The 17,800-nt window shown below is 62.5% G+C and carries 17 protein-coding genes; 5 read left to right on the forward strand and 12 right to left on the reverse strand.

The features are described 5' to 3' along the window. The first annotated feature begins 60 nt into the window (after positions 1 to 60). Positions 61 to 1,878, forward strand: a complete 1,818-nt coding sequence (locus tag ACQ66M_RS03020; protein WP_430401761.1) for an ABC-F family ATP-binding cassette domain-containing protein — start codon at positions 61 to 63, stop codon at positions 1,876 to 1,878. 64 nt (positions 1,879 to 1,942) lie between these two features. Further along, entirely contained in the window at positions 1,943 to 2,407 is a 465-nt protein-coding gene (locus ACQ66M_RS03025; RefSeq protein ID WP_350171152.1) for a PAN domain-containing protein, read from the forward strand. Positions 2,408 to 2,505: 98 nt separating this feature from the next. On the opposite strand, the gene ACQ66M_RS03030 is transcribed toward ACQ66M_RS03025, so the two are convergent. Beyond that, on the reverse strand, positions 2,506 to 4,104 hold the full coding sequence (locus tag ACQ66M_RS03030) for a peptide chain release factor 3 (protein ID WP_350171151.1): 1,599 nt from the start codon (positions 4,102 to 4,104) through the stop codon (positions 2,506 to 2,508). Between the two features lie 147 nt (positions 4,105 to 4,251). Between ACQ66M_RS03030 and ACQ66M_RS03035 the strand changes: the two genes are divergently transcribed. After that, positions 4,252 to 6,456: a vWA domain-containing protein gene (locus ACQ66M_RS03035; RefSeq protein ID WP_430401763.1), complete on the forward strand. Its 2,205-nt coding sequence runs from the start codon at positions 4,252 to 4,254 to the stop codon at positions 6,454 to 6,456. Positions 6,457 to 6,462: 6 nt separating this feature from the next. Here the strand turns inward: ACQ66M_RS03035 and ACQ66M_RS03040 are convergent, their stop codons facing one another. The 3 genes from ACQ66M_RS03040 to ACQ66M_RS03050 form a co-directional block, all read right to left on the reverse strand. Next, complete coding sequence (locus ACQ66M_RS03040; protein ID WP_430401765.1) at positions 6,463 to 6,837, reverse strand: hypothetical protein; 375 nt, start codon at positions 6,835 to 6,837, stop codon at positions 6,463 to 6,465. Between the two features lie 102 nt (positions 6,838 to 6,939). Beyond that, entirely contained in the window at positions 6,940 to 7,281 is a 342-nt protein-coding gene (locus ACQ66M_RS03045) for a DUF1491 family protein (RefSeq protein ID WP_350171148.1), read from the reverse strand. 47 nt (positions 7,282 to 7,328) lie between these two features. After that, on the reverse strand, positions 7,329 to 8,933 hold the full coding sequence (locus tag ACQ66M_RS03050) for a sensor histidine kinase (protein WP_430401767.1): 1,605 nt from the start codon (positions 8,931 to 8,933) through the stop codon (positions 7,329 to 7,331). Positions 8,934 to 9,095: 162 nt separating this feature from the next. Between ACQ66M_RS03050 and ACQ66M_RS03055 the strand changes: the two genes are divergently transcribed. Together ACQ66M_RS03055 and ACQ66M_RS03060 are read left to right on the forward strand one after the other, a co-directional pair. Beyond that, on the forward strand, positions 9,096 to 10,073 hold the full coding sequence (locus ACQ66M_RS03055; RefSeq protein WP_350171146.1) for a hypothetical protein: 978 nt from the start codon (positions 9,096 to 9,098) through the stop codon (positions 10,071 to 10,073). A gap of 89 nt (positions 10,074 to 10,162) precedes the next feature. Next, a complete protein-coding gene (locus tag ACQ66M_RS03060) occupies positions 10,163 to 10,582 on the forward strand; it encodes a SufE family protein (protein WP_430401769.1) in 420 nt (139 codons plus the stop codon). Between the two features lie 35 nt (positions 10,583 to 10,617). On the opposite strand, the gene ACQ66M_RS03065 is transcribed toward ACQ66M_RS03060, so the two are convergent. From ACQ66M_RS03065 to ACQ66M_RS03100, 8 genes are all read right to left on the reverse strand, one after another. Beyond that, a complete protein-coding gene (locus ACQ66M_RS03065; protein ID WP_430401771.1) occupies positions 10,618 to 10,758 on the reverse strand; it encodes a hypothetical protein in 141 nt (46 codons plus the stop codon). Between the two features lie 98 nt (positions 10,759 to 10,856). Next, complete coding sequence (locus ACQ66M_RS03070) at positions 10,857 to 11,357, reverse strand: PAS domain-containing protein (RefSeq protein WP_430401774.1); 501 nt, start codon at positions 11,355 to 11,357, stop codon at positions 10,857 to 10,859. A 143-nt stretch (positions 11,358 to 11,500) separates the two neighbouring features. Further along, positions 11,501 to 11,917, reverse strand: coding sequence for a MucR family transcriptional regulator (locus ACQ66M_RS03075; protein WP_430401776.1), 417 nt, complete (start codon positions 11,915 to 11,917; stop codon positions 11,501 to 11,503). A 133-nt stretch (positions 11,918 to 12,050) separates the two neighbouring features. Next, positions 12,051 to 13,814, reverse strand: coding sequence for a Na(+)/H(+) antiporter subunit D (locus ACQ66M_RS03080; RefSeq protein ID WP_430401778.1), 1,764 nt, complete (start codon positions 13,812 to 13,814; stop codon positions 12,051 to 12,053). Further along, a complete protein-coding gene (locus ACQ66M_RS03085; RefSeq protein ID WP_430401780.1) occupies positions 13,814 to 14,251 on the reverse strand; it encodes a hypothetical protein in 438 nt (145 codons plus the stop codon). The genes ACQ66M_RS03080 and ACQ66M_RS03085 overlap by 1 nt, the downstream gene beginning before the upstream one ends. Continuing rightward, positions 14,248 to 15,756: a proton-conducting transporter membrane subunit gene (locus ACQ66M_RS03090; protein WP_430401782.1), complete on the reverse strand. Its 1,509-nt coding sequence runs from the start codon at positions 15,754 to 15,756 to the stop codon at positions 14,248 to 14,250. The genes ACQ66M_RS03085 and ACQ66M_RS03090 overlap by 4 nt, the downstream gene beginning before the upstream one ends. Further along, positions 15,753 to 17,288: a monovalent cation/H+ antiporter subunit D family protein gene (locus ACQ66M_RS03095; protein ID WP_430401784.1), complete on the reverse strand. Its 1,536-nt coding sequence runs from the start codon at positions 17,286 to 17,288 to the stop codon at positions 15,753 to 15,755. Before ACQ66M_RS03095 ends, ACQ66M_RS03090 begins: the two co-directional genes overlap by 4 nt. Continuing rightward, the gene (locus ACQ66M_RS03100) at positions 17,285 to 17,800 is read right to left on the reverse strand and encodes a cation:proton antiporter subunit C (RefSeq protein ID WP_430401786.1); all 516 of its coding nucleotides are present in this window, start codon (positions 17,798 to 17,800) and stop codon (positions 17,285 to 17,287) included. Before ACQ66M_RS03100 ends, ACQ66M_RS03095 begins: the two co-directional genes overlap by 4 nt.

The raw sequence follows: 17,800 nt of genomic DNA on the forward strand, positions 1-17,800 counted from the left end.
CGTCCGCGCCGCACAGCATCAGCCCTTCCCCTTGCCGCCTGCACACGCTATCTGCGGCGCATGGCTCAACCTCCCCTGATTTCATTATCTGATGTGCGTCTCTCGCTTGGCGCCAAGCCCCTGTTCGAGGGGGTGACGCTGAGCCTGTCCAAGGGCGAGCGGGCGGCATTGGTCGGGCGCAACGGGGCGGGCAAGTCCACCCTGATGCGCATTATCAGCGAACAGGCGGAGGCTGATAGCGGGCAGGTCTGGCGCCAGCCGGGCACGACCTATGCCACGGTGGTGCAGGAACCGCGCTTTGACGGGTTCGACACGGTGCTCGACTATGTCAGCGACGGACTGGAATACACCTATATGGCCGAGGCCGAGCTGATGGAATTCGGCGTCGATCCGGCGGCCGATCCGAAGACCCTGTCAGGCGGGCAGCAAAGGCGTGCCGCGCTGGCGAAGGCGTTTGCGGCCGAGCCTGACGTCATCCTGCTGGACGAGCCGACCAACCATCTCGACGTGCCGATGATCGAATACCTGGAGGGGCGCCTGAAGGCGTTCAACGGCGTTGTCCTGGTGGTCAGCCACGACCGGCGTTTCCTTGAGACCGTATCGACCAACACGCTGTGGCTGCGTCAGGGCGTCGTGCTGAAATCGCCGGAAGGCTATGTCAAGTTCGACGAATGGGCCGAGGCCATCGAGGTGGAGGAAGAACGCCAGCTCAAGCGCGTGACCACGCAGCTGAAGGCGGAACAACACTGGCTGGCGCGCGGCGTGACCGGGCGGCGCAAGCGCAACCAGGGGCGCCTTGCAAAGCTCCACGACATGCGCGCTCAGCATGGCGCGATGCGCGCGGCGCTGAATGACCGAAAGAACGCGGCCGAATTCAGCGCAGGCGTCGGCGATTCGATGAGCAAGAAGGTGATCGAAGTGAAGGGCCTGTCGAAGGCGTTTGATACAGCCGCCGGACCGCTGGTGATCGCCACGGACCTGTCGCTGAAGATCCTGCGCGGCGACCGGATCGGCATTATCGGGCCGAACGGCGCGGGCAAGACGACGCTGGTGCGCCTGCTGCTGGGCGAGATCGAACCGGACGAAGGCAGCGTACGCCACGCCAAGACGCTCGACGTGACCTACCTCGACCAGACACGCGACACGCTGGACCCGAAGGACACGATCTGGGAGGCGCTGGCCCCATCAGGCGGGGACTCGCTGATGGTGCAGGGTCAGCAGCGCCACATTGCCGCCTATGCCAAGGATTTCCTGTTCAAGCCGGAACAGCTGCGCCAGCCCGTCGGCGCGCTGTCGGGCGGGGAGCGCAACCGGCTGGCGCTGGCGATTGGCCTTGCCAAGCCTTCGACCCTGCTGGTGATGGATGAACCGACCAATGACCTCGACCTGCAGACGCTGGACCTGCTGGAGGACATGCTTCTGGCCTATGAGGGTACGTTGCTGCTGGTGAGCCACGACCGGGCCTTCCTGGACTCGACGGTGACGAGCTGTCTCTGTCCGCTGGGCGATGGCAAATGGGTGCAGACGGCCGGCGGCTGGAGCGATGCGCAGGATCAGCTGGCGCATGCACGCCGCAATGACGAGGCCAATGCGCGAACTGAGAAGGCGAAAGCGGTTGAGGCCCCGAAGGCCCGGCCGCAGACAAAGCTGTCATTCAAGGACGAACACCGGCAGAAGGAAATCGACGCGCTGATCCCTGCGCTGCATGCCGAGATCACGAAGCTGGAGAAGGACCTCGCCGACCCTGCCCTCTATGCCCGCGACCCGAAGGCGTTCAATGCCAAGTCCGAACGTATCGGCGCGGCGCGCGAAGAAGCCGAAGCGGCCGAGATGGAATGGCTGGAAATCGAGGAAAAGCGCGAGGCGCTGGCGACCTGAACATAAAAGCTTCGTTAACCGGCGCGTCCTAGATTCCGGCTCTGGATATATGGGAGTTCAGCTGATGCGCCTGTCATGGATGCTTGCGATTGCCGCCTGCCTGGTGGCGCCTGCCTTTGCCGATGCGCCAATGTCGCTGAAGGCTGATGCCATGGCGACGCCGGAGACGGCCGGCGCGGAACACGGCCTCTACCGCTTTGGCGCCACCTACAGCGTGACACCGTCAGACAACGCATCGAGTTGCCAGACTGCCTGCGCAGACGATGCCAGATGCGTTGCGTGGAGCCATGTTGAAACGACCGGCGAGCATGATGCCTGGTGCGAACTGAAACGCGGCGGCGGCCGCATCGAGCGCAATCCGCTTGCCACATCCGGCATCTCGCCGCGCCATGAGGCAATCTTCGCACCCGTCTTGGAAGCGCCTGTGGACGAACTGCTCGGCGACGCGGATGATATCAGGGCGATTACGGTCGAGATGGAAAAGGTTGATGTCGACGGACCCACGGACCTGACGCCGACCAATGACTAGATCAGAGTGCTGATTCCAGGAATCAGCACTCTGATCGCGAATTCCTTATTGGTCGCAGCGTGTCCCCGAAAAACGGGTCCACTTTCCGGCACGCCGCTCTAGAGCGCGCGCTCCTTGGTCGACGTGAACCGGATCGCCGGGTTCTTTTCCTGTGCATAGCCGACATCCCAGGCGTTCTTCGCAAGGTAGACCGGCGCGCCATCCAGGTCCGTGCCGGAAGCTGACTTGTTCCGCTCAAGGAATTCTTCGAGCTTGACCGGATCGTCGCAGGCCATCCAGCGGGCGACATTGTAGGGTGCCGGCTCAAACACGACTTCAAGATTGTATTCGGCTGCCACGCGCTCGATCATGACTTCAAACTGAAGCTGGCCGACGGCGCCGACGATCATGTCGGAGCCAATGGCAGGCTTGAACAATTGCGTGACGCCTTCCTCGGCGAGGCTTTCGAGCGCCTTGCGCAGGTGTTTCGCCTTCATCGGGTCTTTCACGCGGGCCCGGCGCAGGAGTTCGGGCGCAAAGTTCGGGATGCCGGCAAACTGGATTTCGCCGCTTTCCGACAGGCTGTCACCGACACGCAGCTGGCCATGGTTGGGCACGCCGATCACGTCGCCCGCATAAGCCGTCTCTGCGATCTCGCGGTCCTGCGCGAGGAACATCAGCGGGTTGTGGATATTCAGCTGCTTGCCGCTGGCGCTCTTCAGGCGCATGCCGCGCCGGAACTCGCCCGAGCACAGGCGCAGGAACGCGACGCGGTCGCGATGGTTGGGGTCCATGTTCGCCTGGATCTTGAAGACGAAGCCGGAGACGTCATTGTCCGAAGGCTGAACATTTATCACTGCGCCCTTGCGTTCGGCTTTCTGGATACGCGGCGGCGGCGCATAATCGCGCAATGTGTCGAGCAGTTCTGCAACGCCAAAATGGCGCAGAGCCGAGCCGAACACGACAGGCGTCATGTTGCCAGCCTTGAAGGCCTCCTCGTCAAATTTCGGCAGCAGGCCGGTGACCATTTCCACGCCTTCGACGAGGTCGGCATGGACATAGTCATCGAGCTTGCCGATCAGGTCTTCGTCACTGCCGGGAATGCGGGTCGCCGGGCCGATATGGGGCGGCTCGCCCGGGCGGCGGTCGAACTGCAGAAACTCACCCGATGCAAGATCCTTCATGCCGGCAAAGCGCTGACCGGACGCGGCCGGCCAGTAGAGCGGCGCAGTGTCGAGCTGCAACTTGTCCTGCACTTCGTCGAGCAGTTCGATGGGTTCCAGCGCCTCGCGGTCCATCTTGTTGATGAAGGTGACAATCGGAATGTCGCGCATGCGGCAGACTTCGAACAGCTTCAATGTCTGCGGCTCGATCCCCTTGGCGGCATCGAGTACCATGACGGCGCAATCGGCCGCCGTGAGCGTGCGATAGGTATCCTCCGAGAAGTCTTCGTGGCCCGGCGTATCGAGCAGGTTGAAGACCAGGTCGCTATACTCGAATGTCATCACCGAGGCCGACACCGAGATGCCACGGTCCCGTTCGATCTTCATCCAGTCCGACCGGGTGCGGCGCTGCTGGCCGCGCGCGGCGACTTCGCCTGCCGCGCGTATGGCACCGCCTGCGAGCAGGATGTTCTCGGTGAGAGTCGTCTTGCCCGCATCCGGGTGCGAGATGATGGCAAAGGTGCGCCGGCGGGCGGCTTCCTGGACGTGGGACATTGCGGTTCCGGACAATTCTGGTTTCAGCCGCCAGCCCCTAGCCGATTTGGCGGCAGGAATGAAGGGCTTGTTCGCGGCTTCGCTTTGGCTCACGATTTATGTATCGTGGATGGGGAACGCAAATCCATGATGAAGGGGACATTTGTCATGACCAATCGACACCTCTTGCTGGCCAGCTGTGCCACGCTCGTCCTGCTCGTGGCGGCCTGTGGCCCGCGAGAAGCCCCGATCCCGGAAGTGCCAGAAACCATAACACCGGCAACAGACGCCGTCGAAGCGGGGGATGAAGCGATCGAGGCGGCCACAACCGCCCTGGACGCGGGCGATGATGCCGCAGACGTCGTGGCAGCCAGCCTGGAGGCCCCTGCCAATACGGCAGATGCCGTGATTGAAACCCCGAAGGGCCCGATGACGGTCATGGTAGTGATGGACTCCTCCGGCTCGATGTGGGGCCAGATCGATGGCCGCTCGAAGCGCGATATCGCGCGCGAGGCGGTGCGGGCCATGGTGGACAGCAATCCGGACCTCGGCTCGGCCGGGTTGATTGCCTATGGTCACCGGCGCAAGGGCGACTGCAAGGATATCGAACTGATGCGCAGCCCGGGCGCGAGCGTGCCGCTGGCCGATGCGGTCGACACGCTGGTGCCGGTGGGCAAGACGCCGCTGACTGCAGCGGTCGAAACCGCTGCCAATGCGCTCAGGATCGAGGAAACCCGCGCCACGGTGATCCTCGTCACCGACGGTATCGAAACATGCGATGCTGACCCTTGCGCGGCGGGCGTCTCGCTCGAACAGCGCGGCATTGATTTTACGGCCCATGTCATCGGCTTTGGCCTCAGCGCCGATGAAGGGCGCCAGGTTGCGTGCCTCGCCGAGGAAACCGGCGGACGCTATATCGAGGCATCCAATGCGGGCGAATTGTCCGAGGCACTGGAATCGGTTGCCGAGGCGGTCGAGTCCGGTCCACCAGAAGCTGCGACGGCGACCGCGTCGATCGACGGGCCGGAATCCGTTGAGATCGGCGCCAGCTTCACCGTCAGCTGGGATGGACCCGGGACAGAGAGCGACTATGTCGACATCGTGCCGAAAGGTTACACACGCACAAATGGCGAACTCTCCTATGGCTATACTCGCGAGGGCAAGCCGGCGACGCTGCGCGCACCGGGCGAGCCGGGCGATTATGAGCTTCGCTATGTCTGGACTGCGCCGCAGGGCCGCACCGTGCTCGTGACGCGCCCCATCGAGGTCACCGAAGCTGAGGTCGCGCTGATCGCCGCCCCGTCCATCGGCATAGGCGAACCGCTGACCGTCGACTGGCACGGACCTGACAATCCCGGTGACTATGTCGATATCGTGCCGCGCGGATATGCCCGCACCAATGGCGAGAAAGCCTATGCCTATACCAAGGGCAATCCCGATACGCTGACCGTGCGCGTGCCCGGCACGCCGGGGCCATATGACCTGCGATATGTGGCGCAGGCCGGGGATGGCCGGACGGTGTTAAAGGTCCTGCCCCTTGATGTGACGGAAACAAGTGTCGACCTGGCATTCAATCCGGCTGTTTCGCTGGGCGGTGTGCTGGAGGTCGACTGGTCGGGACCGGGAACCGAGGGCGACTATATCGACATCGTGCCGCGCGGATACACGCTCAGGAGCGGCGAGAAGTCCTATGCCTACATATCCGGCGGCAATCCGCTGGAGCTGAAACTGCCGGGCGAGCCTGGCAAGTATGATGTGCGCTACGTCCTGCAGTCGGCAGACGGCCGCACTGTTCTGAAGACCGTGCCCCTGACGCTGAACGCCATCGACTTTGCTGTCGAGCCGTCGACCGCCAGCGGCGTGTCGGGCGACACGATCAGCGTGACCTGGACCGGCCCTGCCAATGATGGTGACTATGTTGATATCGTGCCGCGCGGATACACGCAGACCAGCGGCGAAAAATCATACACCTACATCAAGGCTGACAATCCGCTGGCGATCAGACTGCCGGGTGCGGCGGGCGATTATGATCTTCGCTATGTTTTCGTGTCATCGACCGGGCGCGCGGTGAAGGCCGTCAGGCCAATCAGGGTGACACCGGCTGAGGTGGTGCTGGACGTGCCTGCGAGCGTTGTGGCCGGGGCACAGTTCGATGTCAGCTGGACCGGGCCGGGCCACGCCAATGACTATGTCGATCTTGTCCCCGAAGGCCATACCCGCACCAGCGGTGAACTGTCCTATGCCTACACGAGGACGGGCGAAACACTGACGCTGAAGGCGCCGGACAATGCCGGGACGTTCTTGGTGCGCTACATTCTTCAGGGGCCTGACGGACGCCAGGTGGTGACCAGCAAGCCGGTCAGGGTAGACTGAGCGGGATCAGGCCGCGAGCGGCCAGATCTCTGCAATGTCGGGCAGCGTGCCTTCCTGTTCGGCACGCTGTTTCAGCGCACGCAGGATGGCTTCCGGCAGGATGGTCAGGCGCGGCTCGCCGACGCTGCCATTCTGTGCGGGAAACAGGGCCGCATTTGCTCCCGTCTTGGCAATGATCAGTGAACCGAGGTCCTGGATCAGGACGGCATCAATCGGCATGCCCTCGCGGACATGGTCTGCGACAACCCGCGTGACAAAATCGAGCGCATCGCGCGCCCGCATGCCGTAAGGGTCGCCACACCCGAGGCTTTTCCAGCGTTTCGAGAGATGGATCTCCGGGATGTCTATCTCGGCGATCATGTCGTTGAGAAGAAATAGCATGGTCTGCTCGCCCCCAGCAGTGGTTACGCCCGGAAGCTGCCTTGGTCGGGTTAACAGGCGGTTTACCTGAAAACACGCGCCGGGAAATCACACGGCGATGCGCTATTGGCTCTCGATGTCCTCGGTGAGGAAATGCCGACCGTGACGGTCCTCGATCTCGATGATCCAGAGGTCGCTGTCGCGCTGACGGGCGCGCTGGACATAGGCATCCACATCCGCCTCATCCGGGCCCACGCCCTGGACCGAAAGATCGCGGAATACCCGGTCGCCATCGAGATTGGTCGAAGGCGTATAGGCGGTCGCCGTGCCGTCCAGGCGGGCGACCTTGATCAATGTATCGCCGCGGTCTGCATCGCCTTTCTGGACGACGAATGCCGACGCGCCTGCGACCTCGGCGCGGCGGATCAGGGCTTCAACCCAAAGTCTGGAAGGCAGGCGAACCATGGCCGCGACCTTTGCGCTTTTTCCGGCAGGCAGCAAGCGCCGCCAGCCTATTCGGCCGCGTCTTCAAGCGGTGCAATATCGGTCATGTCGGCCAGCGGAAGCGTCACTTCGGCGCGTGTGCCCCTGCCGGGCTGCGACAGCAGGGTCAGCTGGCCGCCATGCAATTCGGCAAAGCTGCGCACCACGGCGAGGCCAAGGCCTGTGCCTGCCCGGCCGCGCGAATTGCCGCCCTGGGAGAAAGGCTCGGTCACCCGTCTGAGATCGTCTTCGGACATGCCTGCCCCCTTGTCGATGACGCTGAGCACGGCCGCACCTCCGGCCTCAACGGCATCGAGCGTGACCGTGCCGCCCTTGTTGGAATACTTGATCGCATTGGACACAAGGTTCTGCCAGATCTGGCGCACGGCGCGCGCATCGGCGTGTGCCCAGACTTCACTGTCCGACTTGATTTTCAGCTTCACGCCTGCCCGCTCTGCCTGGTTATCAAGCTGGCGCACGATGGACTGGGCCGAGGCGATGAGGTCCACCGGTTCCGGCTCGAGGCGCTGGCGATCGGCATTGGCCTTGGCGAGGTCAAGAATATCATCGACCAGCAGCAGAAGGTCCTGGCCGCTTTCGTGGATGATGCCGGGATAGTCGGCATAGGCTTCCGGCAGCGGGCCGCGTATCTGGGCGCGCATCATGTCGGCATAGCCCAGAATGGCATTGAGCGGGGTCTTCAGGTCATGGCCGAGCGAGGCGAAGAAGGCCGTGCGGTCCTGCAACTGGCTGGCCGCCGCTTCGAGCGCCACGGAAGCCTCTTCGGCCTGCCGCTGGGAGGCGCTTATATCCTGCACCAGTAGGCGCGTGCCAGCCGGGCTGGCCTCTGCGGCAAAGGCGGCAAGGCGGCCATCGGCAAGCCTGATTTCGCCCCGCGCATGGCCGCTCTCGGGGCTAAGCCCCGATACGTCGGCATCCGGCTCGAACAGGTGTGCCAGTGCAGCGCCCTGTTTGGCTGAGACGAGCCCGAGCGTATCGCCCGACAGGCTTCGCACGCGCCCTTCGGGGGTCACATCCATCAGCAAAATGCCCGACGCTGCGGGCAGGATAGGCATTGGTGGCGCCGCAGGCGGGGTCTCTTCGATGGCGGTGTCACCGGCCACGCTGCCACGCCCGGCATACCGGTCGCGCACCAGCACCCAGACAAGCAGGCCCGCCAGGACAAGCCCGGCAAAGGCAATGGCAACGGTCAGCGCCTGATAGGCGTCAGCACCTGCGGGCAGCAGCCCGAAGCGTCCCATTAGCAGGACGGCAAAATAAGCGAGGACGCCGAAGATGGCGGCCTCGGCGGCCATGTCCGTATCTTCGAGGTTAAGCGCGATCAGGGGCGCCAGCGCGAACAGGATGGTCAGCGGCGACGATGCCCCGCCTGTCAGGGCCACGCCGAGAACAGCCAGCAGGGTCCAGCAAATGACCAGAAGCGGCGGCGCGATGGGGTATGCGGCCCTGTCCGGGCGGAGGAAGACCAGCCCGACAATGGCCGGCAACGCCGAGATCACCGCGCCCCCCAGAAGCGGCACGAAAGTGATTCCCCGCAACACAGCAATCAGCGCCGCTGCAGCGACCAGCGCCAGCCAGGCTACATTAACAAACTGTAACCGCTTCTGTGTCATGAGGGGGGACATATTAACATCCCATAGAGATTCCTTAGGCATTCTCGCCCCTGTACCCATCGTTTGCTGTATTTGTAATGTTATCTACAGGCAAGGCGAGGTTCCCCAAGGGGGGAAGATGGGGCAAGAGTATCGCGTGTCGCGTGAGGGAGAGTTGATACCATGAAATCCATCAGAATGATTGGGGCAGCACTAGTCGGGTTCGGCTTGGTCGCTGGCGTAAATGCTCAGGGAAAAGACCCGATTTCCGATACGGCGGCAGTCTATGCCACCTATCAGTCCGACGTTACAGACGTAAAAGACAAACCGCTGTCGTCCGCCGGAGACATCGACGACGCGCTGAATTCGCTGGGGGGTCACAATCCGGACCAGCTGTCGAAAGGCTGGATCGCCTATTCCGCGCTCATCGCCTCGCAAAACCCCGAATATCGCGCCGCCGTGCGTGACATTGAAAGTTTCTACGGCCGCGAAGCGCTAGAAACAGGCATGCGCAATGATGTGCGCTATGCCCGCACGCTGCATGGCGGTGATATAGCCGTCAGCTCTGCCCTTTCAGCCACCGAAGCCGACAGCCGCCGCCTGAGCACAACAGCCGCCTATGTCAAGGAGCAGGCCTATTCCCTGCAGGCATCAGGCTGGGCGAAAGCCAAGATTGGCAATTCCGGATCCAAGGCCAGGAAACTTGATTCCATCCAGGCGACCGGCATCCCGGCCAAGCTCGGCCTGCTGACCGCCATGAATGCTCCGGACTTCGATGCCGTGCTCGTTCAGGCTGGTAATACGGGTGCACCTTCCCTGTGGGACAATGTCTCCGGTGCAGCCGGTGCCATCAAGATCCCGGCCGCTGTGACATCCGGCCTGACCGGCAACCGAAAGCGCGTGAAATTCGGCAAGGAACCTGTTGCCGACCAGATCGCGACACTGGCTGCCTATCGCGTGCTGGGCGCCAGCACCGAGAAGAATGCCAGCCAGATCAATTCCGCCATGGCCGAGCGTGAGACCAAGGGCTGCCTCAATATGGCGAACCTGAACCTCCAGCAGTGCGTCGCAGCCGCCAACCAGCAGTATGAAGTGCCATTCTGCATCGGCGAACATGCCCTGTCCGATGTCGGCAAGTGCATCGGCGGCGTCTATCAGTAGGTGCTGCGCACACGCCTGAAATCAAACCCCCGGTACCGGTTGCGGCGCCGGGGGTTTTCTTTTGTGCGGCAATGCCCCATTTCAGGCGGATGAGCATCGAAACAGCCGCCGCCGAGATACGTGAAGAGTTTTCCTGGCTTGAAGACTGGGAAGCGCGCTATGCGCACATCATCGATCTGGGTAAGGCGAACCCTGCGCTGGCCGATTCCGAGAAAACAGCGCAGAGCGTTGTCAGGGGCTGCGCCTCCCAGGTCTGGATGGTGACAGACGTTGACGATGGCCACCTAGTCGTCCGCGCGGAATCGGATGCGATGATCGTATCCGGCCTGATCGCACTGCTCGTGCGGCTCTATTCCGGTGCACCCTTGCAGGACATCGAGACGTTTGATGCCAAGGCGCTGCTCGACGAAATCGGCGTGTCCGGCGCGCTGACCGCGCAACGCTCGAACGGGCTTGCGTCCATGCTTGAGCGGATCCGGCAGGACGCGCGCCAGGCTCTGGCCGCCTGACACCAGCCCGCGTCAGGCAACCGCCATTGCCGCGCTCAGCAGCACCCCGGGCGACCGGCCGCTGCCGACGGCCCGGGCGACAGGATGCTCTCAAGCTTCAGGCCCAGCGCGCAGGCGGTCAGGGCCGCGCCGAGACAGGCCGGGTCTTCATGTTTCTGTGGATCGAATTTCGCCATCACTGTCTCCGTCTGTTCTGGCAGGCAGAAAACGACCCGGCATCAGAGCGTGATAACTGTCCTATACCATCAAGCTGGCACCGGGGACTGCGGGCGATTCAGGCAGCCGCGCGCGGAGAAGAATTGTGGACAGCGCTGGTCTGGCCGTCCTTGGGGAACAGCATGCGGCGGCTCGGAAGCATCTCGTCATGGCAGAGGACCATTGTCAGCTGGCCATTTGAATCAGCCAGAGGCAGGCGCAGCCAGGCATGCATGCCGTCTTCCTGTTCGATCACACCGCCGACAGGCCCCCGGCGTTCGAGCGCGACGGAGAGGCCAAGCGAAAAGGCCTCACCATGGGCGCCGACGACTTCCGCAATACGGCGACCACGCGCCTCCATGCCGAATATGTCTCGCAGGCGCGACCCGGCGATTCGGAACCGGCCATCACCGGACTCATCGAACTGGACGATGGAAATGCTGGCCAGCATGCTGCGCAGTGCGCCGGGATCAATTTCGTCACGCGGAACGCAGCCCGAACGATCGCGCAGCCGCTTCCAGTAATTGATCAGTTCTTGTTGGGCAATTGTGACGCCCTGGAATAGGGTTTTGTTTGACATCGGTTGCACCCCCAGGTGATTCGATAGAATCACCTATCGCGCGAGTAGACTCCGGGATCAAGAGTCAACAACAGACATTCTTAACCTTTGTTACCGAATTATTTCGTTGCAAAGGCGTAACGACAAGTATTCGTGCCAGGTGACTAGGCCTTGTCGCCCTTGCCGAGCCCCATCTTCTTCGCAAGCATTGAGCGGTGCTTTGAATAGCCGGGCGCGACCATGGGATAGTCCGGCGGCAGGTTCCATTTCTCGCGGTATTCGTCAGGCGACATGTCGTATTTGGTACGAAGATGACGCTTCAATGACTTGAATTTCTTGCCATCTTCGAGGCAGACGAGAAAATCCTCGCCCAGGGATCGCTTCACCGATACGGCTGGTTTGGGACGGGCGGTTTCGGCGCCATTGCTGCCCAGGCTTGCCAGCGACGCATGCACGTTGCGGATCAGCTCAGGCAGGTCGGTCGACTGGACTGTGTTGTTACCGACATAGGCTGCAACGATTTCACTTGCGAGTTCGATGAGCACGCCGTCGCGCGGCGCAGCAGTCATGACATCGGGCATTTTCGTGGCTCCCCAGCTCCATTTCCACTCTGGGGTAAATGAAGACACGGAAGTGTAAATACCTAAATGGCAGCATTTACACCCACAGGTTGATCTTCGGCCCCGCTTGATGGCAGGCTGCTCGCAGCCATAATTAGCCGACTGCGATGAATCCGAGCAGGAGCACAAGGCCCAGCAAGGCCGCCGTCCATATGGCCATCGCGCCCGTCAGGGCGCCGCGCGCCAGCTCGCCCCGCGGGCTGAACGCATCCTCGATACGCTCATAGGCCCGGCCCGAGATGCCGAAGAACACCGCCGTCATGGCTGGGCCCACCTTGCCCCATACCGTGCCGAGCCACTTTGCCATGCCAAAGCCGACCTTGCGGTAGACCCAGTCGGTATCGAGGATGGTGCCGGGCTTCTCTGGCGGATAGAGGCCAAAGCGCTTGAGCATGACAAAGGCGAAGATGGCCAGGACCAGCAACTGCATTTGCGTCAGGATATGGTCAAACGTGAACGGCTGGTAGTTCATCGCCTCTTCGCGGAACGGCAGGAGGTTGTAGAGCCATTCATAGCCGAGGCCGGGAATGATGGCCGGAATGCCGACCGCGATGCAGATAAAGGCGCCCATGCCCATGGCGAGGAGCATGTTGAAGGGCGCCTCCTTCACACGCCGGCCGCTGTCATGGCCGAAGAAGGCGAAATACGGGATCTTGATGCCGGAATGCTCCAGCACACCGGCCGAGGCGAACAGCAGCATCAGCCAGACGATTGTCAGGCCTTCATACGATACCGCACTCATGGTGAGGGACTTTGCCACGAAGCCCGAGAAGAGCGGGAAGGCCGAAATCGACATGGCGCCGATGATGCAGAAAAGGGCCGTCCACGGCATCGAGCGGTAGAGACCGCCCAGTTCGGAGGCCTTGGTTGTGCCGGTGCGGTAAAGCACGGCGCCCATGCTCATGAACAGGAGGCCCTTGTACATGATGTGGACAAAGGCGTGCGCCGTTGCGCCATTGAGCGCCAGCGCATTGCCGACTCCGGCCGTGCCAAGCCCGATGGCGCAGATCATGAATCCGACCTGGTTGTTCAGCGAATAGGCGAGCACCTTGCGCAAATCATTCTCGATCACTGCGAAGAAGACCGGGAACACGGTCATCACGGCACCAATCCAGATCAGCGCATCCTGGCCCGGGAACATGCGGATGAAGGCATAGACCGCGAGCTTTGTGGTGAAGGCCGACAGGACCACGGCGCCGACAACGGTGGCCTTGGGATAGGCGTCCTGCAGCCAGTTGTGCATGAACGGGAAGGCCGCCTTTATGCCGAGGGCGATGAAGATCAACAGGGCGCCCGGCTCACTGAGGCTGACAAAGGCCCTGATGCTGAGGCTGCCTGTATTGTTGTAGACATAGGCTGCGCCTGCCAGCAGCAGGACGCCCGACAGGATCTGTATGCCGAGATACCGCATCGAGGCGAAATACGCGGCGCGCGTGCCCGCCGCCAGAACCATGAAGACAGATGTGACGGCCGTGATCTCCCAGAAGATGAACAGGGTCATCAGATCGCCGGAGAAGGTGGCGGCAATGGCCGCACCGGCATAGGCCAGCGCCATGCCGTCCTGCACCCGGTCGTCGGTATGCCACGCATAGATGGCGTTCAGCAGGGCCGCGAGGAGGAAGGCGAGACCGAAGACAAAGCTGAGCCCGTCAACGCGGTAGAGGACAAGATCATGTCCGAGTACGCTGGCGGTCAGGTGGTTCACATTCTGGTCGGCCAGCACAAGCAGCATTATGCCAACCAGCGGCGCGGCGATGGTGATGCCCTGACGGACACGCCGCATAGGCAGGAAGATGGCAATGATGCCAGCGATGATCAGCAGCCAGCCGGGGTTGAGGACAGTCAGGAAGGCGGGCATTACTCGTCTCCCTCATAGGTCGTGTGTGCGTCTTCCGGCGGCTGGGGCAAGTCGGGGTCGACATCGGCAGGCGGCCCGCCAGCATCGCGATAATAGTTCTCGTCCCGGCGCAGCAGGTTGCCGAGCGGCCAGCCCATCAGCACCACGAAGGCGAACGCGGCAAATCCGTACAGCCCGTAGAAGCCAGTGGCGTTGGCGAAGGAGAAATAGTCATGCCGGTTCACGAACAGGTCGATCACGATCAGCAGCGCGCTGAGCAGGCCGATGCCCCAGAACATGATCGCGCCGATATGCTTTGCTTCGGTCCATCCAAACAGGATTTTGGCCATCGGGTGCACACCCTCATTCGAGACAGTGTGGAGATCGTGCGCTTTTTCTGCCGCGCGTTTCAGGAAGCGGCCCGACTTGTCGCGCGTTTCGGGGGTCTCATTGCTCATGGCTGGCCTCCGGTCACAATCACAGCAGCGCCGCCGCCAACAGTGGGCGCCAGGAAATCGGCGAGTGGCCCGATCAGAAAGAACAGGACGATGCACAGCGCGGCGGTGAAGACCGGCGCGGCAACGGTCAGGGCCGGTGCGCCGCCCGGACGCTTGAACGCCCTCGGCTCGCCCGAGCCGGGCGGCGGCATCAGGGCCAGTATGGGGATCGGCAGGAGGTAGGCAATGTTCAGCAGCGACGAGCCGATCAGCACCCATGGCACATAGCCATTGCCGCGATCGACCGCCCCCTGCAACAGCTCGTACTTTGCCCAGCTGCCAGCCATGGGCGGAATGCCGATGATTGACAGGGCGGCAACGAAGAAGGCGATGAAGACCAGCGGCATGCGGCGGCCGAGGCCACGCATGTCGGATATATTGGTTGCGCCCGTGGCCACATAGATCGCACCGGCACACATGAACAGGGTTATCTTGCCGACCGCGTGAGCCGCAATCTGAACGCTGCCACCGAGGAAGCCGGCTTCATTGGCCAGCATGGCACCGGCGGTTACATAGGCGAGCTGCGCAACGGTCGAATAAGCGAGACGCGCTTTCAGATTGTCCTTGGTCATGGCGACAAGCGAGGCCACGATAATGGTGAAGCACGCGACCCCGAGCAGGAATTCACGTCCCGGCGTGGCATTGAGCAGGTCTTCGCCGAAGATGAAAATCGACACTTTCATCACCGTGAACACACCGGCCTTCACAACAGCCACGGCGTGCAGGAGCGCGGACACAGGCGTCGGCGCCACCATGGCGTTCGGCAGCCAGAAATGGACTGGCATGAGCGCCGCCTTGCCGATACCGAACACGAACAAAAGCAGCAGGCTGGTCGAGACGGCCGGGCTGAGTTCAACGCTTGCAAGCAGGCCGCCCTGCACGAAGTCAAGATTCTGTCCCGCAAGGGTCCACGTCCACATGAGGGCGGTCAGGAACAGGCCGATGGACGTGCCCAGCAGGGTCAGCAGGTAGATGCGCGCGCCGCGCTTGGCGGCCGCATCGCCCTTGTGCGCGACCAGCGGATAGGTCGACAGGGTCAGCACTTCATAGAACACGAACAGCGTGAACAGGTTGCCAGACATGGCGACGCCCATCGCGCCAAAGATCGCGATGGCAAAGCAGATATAGAACCGCGTCTGGTTGCGCTCGCGATTTCCGCGCATGTAGCCGATTGAATAGAACGAGTTGACGATCCACAGCCCGCTGGCGACCAGCGCGAAGAGCGCACCAAGCGGTTCCAGCTTGAAAGTGAAGGACAGTCCGGGCGCAGCCGCGCCAAGATCCAGCAACGGCACATTGCCCTGCGACACGGACACGGCCAGCGCGATCACGACAGCGAAAAGAATGACCGATCCCACGAGCGTGACGCCTTCGCGGATGTTCGGGAACCGCCCGGTCGCGGCAATGCCGGCGGCGATCAGCAGCGGAATGCAAAGGGCGGCAAGCATCAGCATATCGGGGCTCATCGGAACATCTCCAGTCCGAAGGCCGCGGCGGCTGCATCACGGGCGAGGCCAAGCGGAATCTCTGTCGCGATACCGAAAAAGATGTTCGCCAGGGCCAGGATCCAGAGTGGCACGAGCAGCACGATGGGGGCTTCCTTGCGGGTCTTGCGCGGATTCACAGGCGGCTGGAAGAACACGGCCTCAAGAACGCGGCCAATATAGATCACGGCCAGGAAGCTGGAGAATACGACAAGGATGACGGCCCACCACCAGCCATTGTCAAACAGGGCGTAGCCAAGCTGCATCTTCGACTGGAAGCCCGCTGTCAGCGGCACGCCGATCAGCGACAGGCCGGCAATGGCAAAGGCCGTCATCGTCCAGGGCGCCGAGCGGCCGAGGCCGGCAAAATCGCGAATATTGGTGCCCTTGTACGTCAGCACCACGCCCGCAACGGCCATGAACAGCGCGCCCTTGATCATTGCGTGGTTCAGGAGGTGGAACAGGCCCGCGCTGAGGCCGGCCGCCGTGCCGACCGAGACGCCGAGGATCATGTAACCCACCTGCGCGACCGACGAATAGGCCAGCATGCGGCGCACATCGGTCTGGAAGACAGCCTGGAAACTGCAGGCAATCATGGCCGCAATGCCGAGCGGCATCAGCAGCGCAACGAATGCCGCGCTCTCGAACACGAATTGCGGATTGAAGACCGAGAACAGGAAGCGGATCAGCGCATAGAGCGCCACCTTGGTCGCCGTCGCCGACAGGAACATGGTGACAAAGCTCGGGCCGTAGGAATACGCGTTCGGCAGCCATTGGTGCAGCGGCCACATGGCCGCCTTCAGACCGAGGCCCACGACGATAAAGGCAAAGCCCGCCTGAACCGTCCGGCTGCCTTCAAGGGCCGGGAGCTTGGACGCAATATCGACCATGTTCAGGGTGCCGGTTGCCGCATAAAGGAAGCCGACACCGATGATGAAGAAGGTCGCGCCGATCGTGCCCATGATCAGGTAGTTGAAAGCCGCGTGCAGCGCGCGACGGTCTCGCGATGCCCCGAGCGCCACCAGCACATAGGTCGACAGCGAACTGATCTCGAGGAAGACGAACAGGTTGAACGCGTCCCCGGTGATTGCCACGCCGCACAGGCCCGCAAAACAGGCCAGAAAGGCGGAGTAGAAAAGCGACGTCTTTTCCTTCGGGATCTCTGCGACGACCGTCGGGTATGACATGATCGATGCCAGGACACCCATTGCCGATACCAGCACCAGGATCATGGCGTTCAGCGCGTCGACACGGAACTCGATGCCCAGGGGCGGCAGCCAGTTGCCGAGCGCATAGCTGACCACACCCGATGTTTCGGGCGTCTGCACGATGGCCAGCAGGATGAGGGAGAAGACCAGTGAGGCAGCGGTGCCCGCGATGCTGATGAACCAGGCAACCCGGCCGCTCGGCACAAGGGTCAGCACAGGGGCCAGCACCAGTGGCACCATGACGAGCAGGGGCGCAGCATGGGCCAGCGCCCAGTCCGGCGCAGAACGCAACAGGAGATCGATCATGCGCCCGCCTCGCTGAGCCATTGGTCAATTTCGGCTTCCTGCGCGAGAGCGGTCTCAAGGTCGATCTCGCGCACTTCGTCGCTCTCGATCGAGCCATAGGCCTCACGAATGCGGACGATAAGCGCCAGGCCGACCGACAGGGTGGCCACGCCGACGACGATCGCCGTCAGCATCAGGACGTGCGGAAGCACGTTGGAATAGGTGTTGACCAGCTCGACCGGCGCACTGGCATTGCCAAGCGCCTGCGCGCCCGGAACCGTCACCGCATGATGCGCCTCTTCGGCGCCGTGGCCGCCGCCATGATAGGGCGCGTCTGCGCCGAACAGGATCGGCGCCGTTCCGCCGGCCACCTTGCCGAGCGTTACGTAGAACAGGAATACTGAGGTCTGGAACAGCGAGAGGCCGACCAGCCGCTTGATCAGGTTACCACTGGCAAACGTGATATAGAGCCCGATCATCATCAGTCCGATGATCGCCCAATAGTTTGCCCGTTCGAGAATGAATTCCAGCAT

Source organism: Hyphomonas sp. (assembly GCF_965284475.1).
Taxonomy (GTDB): Bacteria; Pseudomonadota; Alphaproteobacteria; order Caulobacterales; family Hyphomonadaceae; genus Hyphomonas.

Coding starts and splice junctions, on each gene's coding strand:
- ACQ66M_RS03100 (WP_430401786.1), bottom strand. CDS start 17,800: ATGCTGGAATTCATTCTCGAACGGGCAAACTATTGGGCGATCATCGGA.
- ACQ66M_RS03080 (WP_430401778.1), bottom strand. CDS start 13,814: ATGCCCGCCTTCCTGACTGTCCTCAACCCCGGCTGGCTGCTGATCATC.
- ACQ66M_RS03055 (WP_350171146.1), top strand. CDS start 9,096: ATGAAATCCATCAGAATGATTGGGGCAGCACTAGTCGGGTTCGGCTTG.
- ACQ66M_RS03025 (WP_350171152.1), top strand. CDS start 1,943: ATGCGCCTGTCATGGATGCTTGCGATTGCCGCCTGCCTGGTGGCGCCT.
- ACQ66M_RS03060 (WP_430401769.1), top strand. CDS start 10,163: ATGAGCATCGAAACAGCCGCCGCCGAGATACGTGAAGAGTTTTCCTGG.
- ACQ66M_RS03075 (WP_430401776.1), bottom strand. CDS start 11,917: ATGCCCGATGTCATGACTGCTGCGCCGCGCGACGGCGTGCTCATCGAA.
- ACQ66M_RS03095 (WP_430401784.1), bottom strand. CDS start 17,288: ATGATCGATCTCCTGTTGCGTTCTGCGCCGGACTGGGCGCTGGCCCAT.
- ACQ66M_RS03085 (WP_430401780.1), bottom strand. CDS start 14,251: ATGAGCAATGAGACCCCCGAAACGCGCGACAAGTCGGGCCGCTTCCTG.
- ACQ66M_RS03065 (WP_430401771.1), bottom strand. CDS start 10,758: ATGGCGAAATTCGATCCACAGAAACATGAAGACCCGGCCTGTCTCGGC.
- ACQ66M_RS03045 (WP_350171148.1), bottom strand. CDS start 7,281: ATGGTTCGCCTGCCTTCCAGACTTTGGGTTGAAGCCCTGATCCGCCGC.
- ACQ66M_RS03070 (WP_430401774.1), bottom strand. CDS start 11,357: ATGTCAAACAAAACCCTATTCCAGGGCGTCACAATTGCCCAACAAGAA.
- ACQ66M_RS03090 (WP_430401782.1), bottom strand. CDS start 15,756: ATGAGCCCCGATATGCTGATGCTTGCCGCCCTTTGCATTCCGCTGCTG.
- ACQ66M_RS03035 (WP_430401763.1), top strand. CDS start 4,252: ATGACCAATCGACACCTCTTGCTGGCCAGCTGTGCCACGCTCGTCCTG.
- ACQ66M_RS03020 (WP_430401761.1), top strand. CDS start 61: ATGGCTCAACCTCCCCTGATTTCATTATCTGATGTGCGTCTCTCGCTT.
- ACQ66M_RS03030 (WP_350171151.1), bottom strand. CDS start 4,104: ATGTCCCACGTCCAGGAAGCCGCCCGCCGGCGCACCTTTGCCATCATC.
- ACQ66M_RS03040 (WP_430401765.1), bottom strand. CDS start 6,837: ATGCTATTTCTTCTCAACGACATGATCGCCGAGATAGACATCCCGGAG.
- ACQ66M_RS03050 (WP_430401767.1), bottom strand. CDS start 8,933: ATGACACAGAAGCGGTTACAGTTTGTTAATGTAGCCTGGCTGGCGCTG.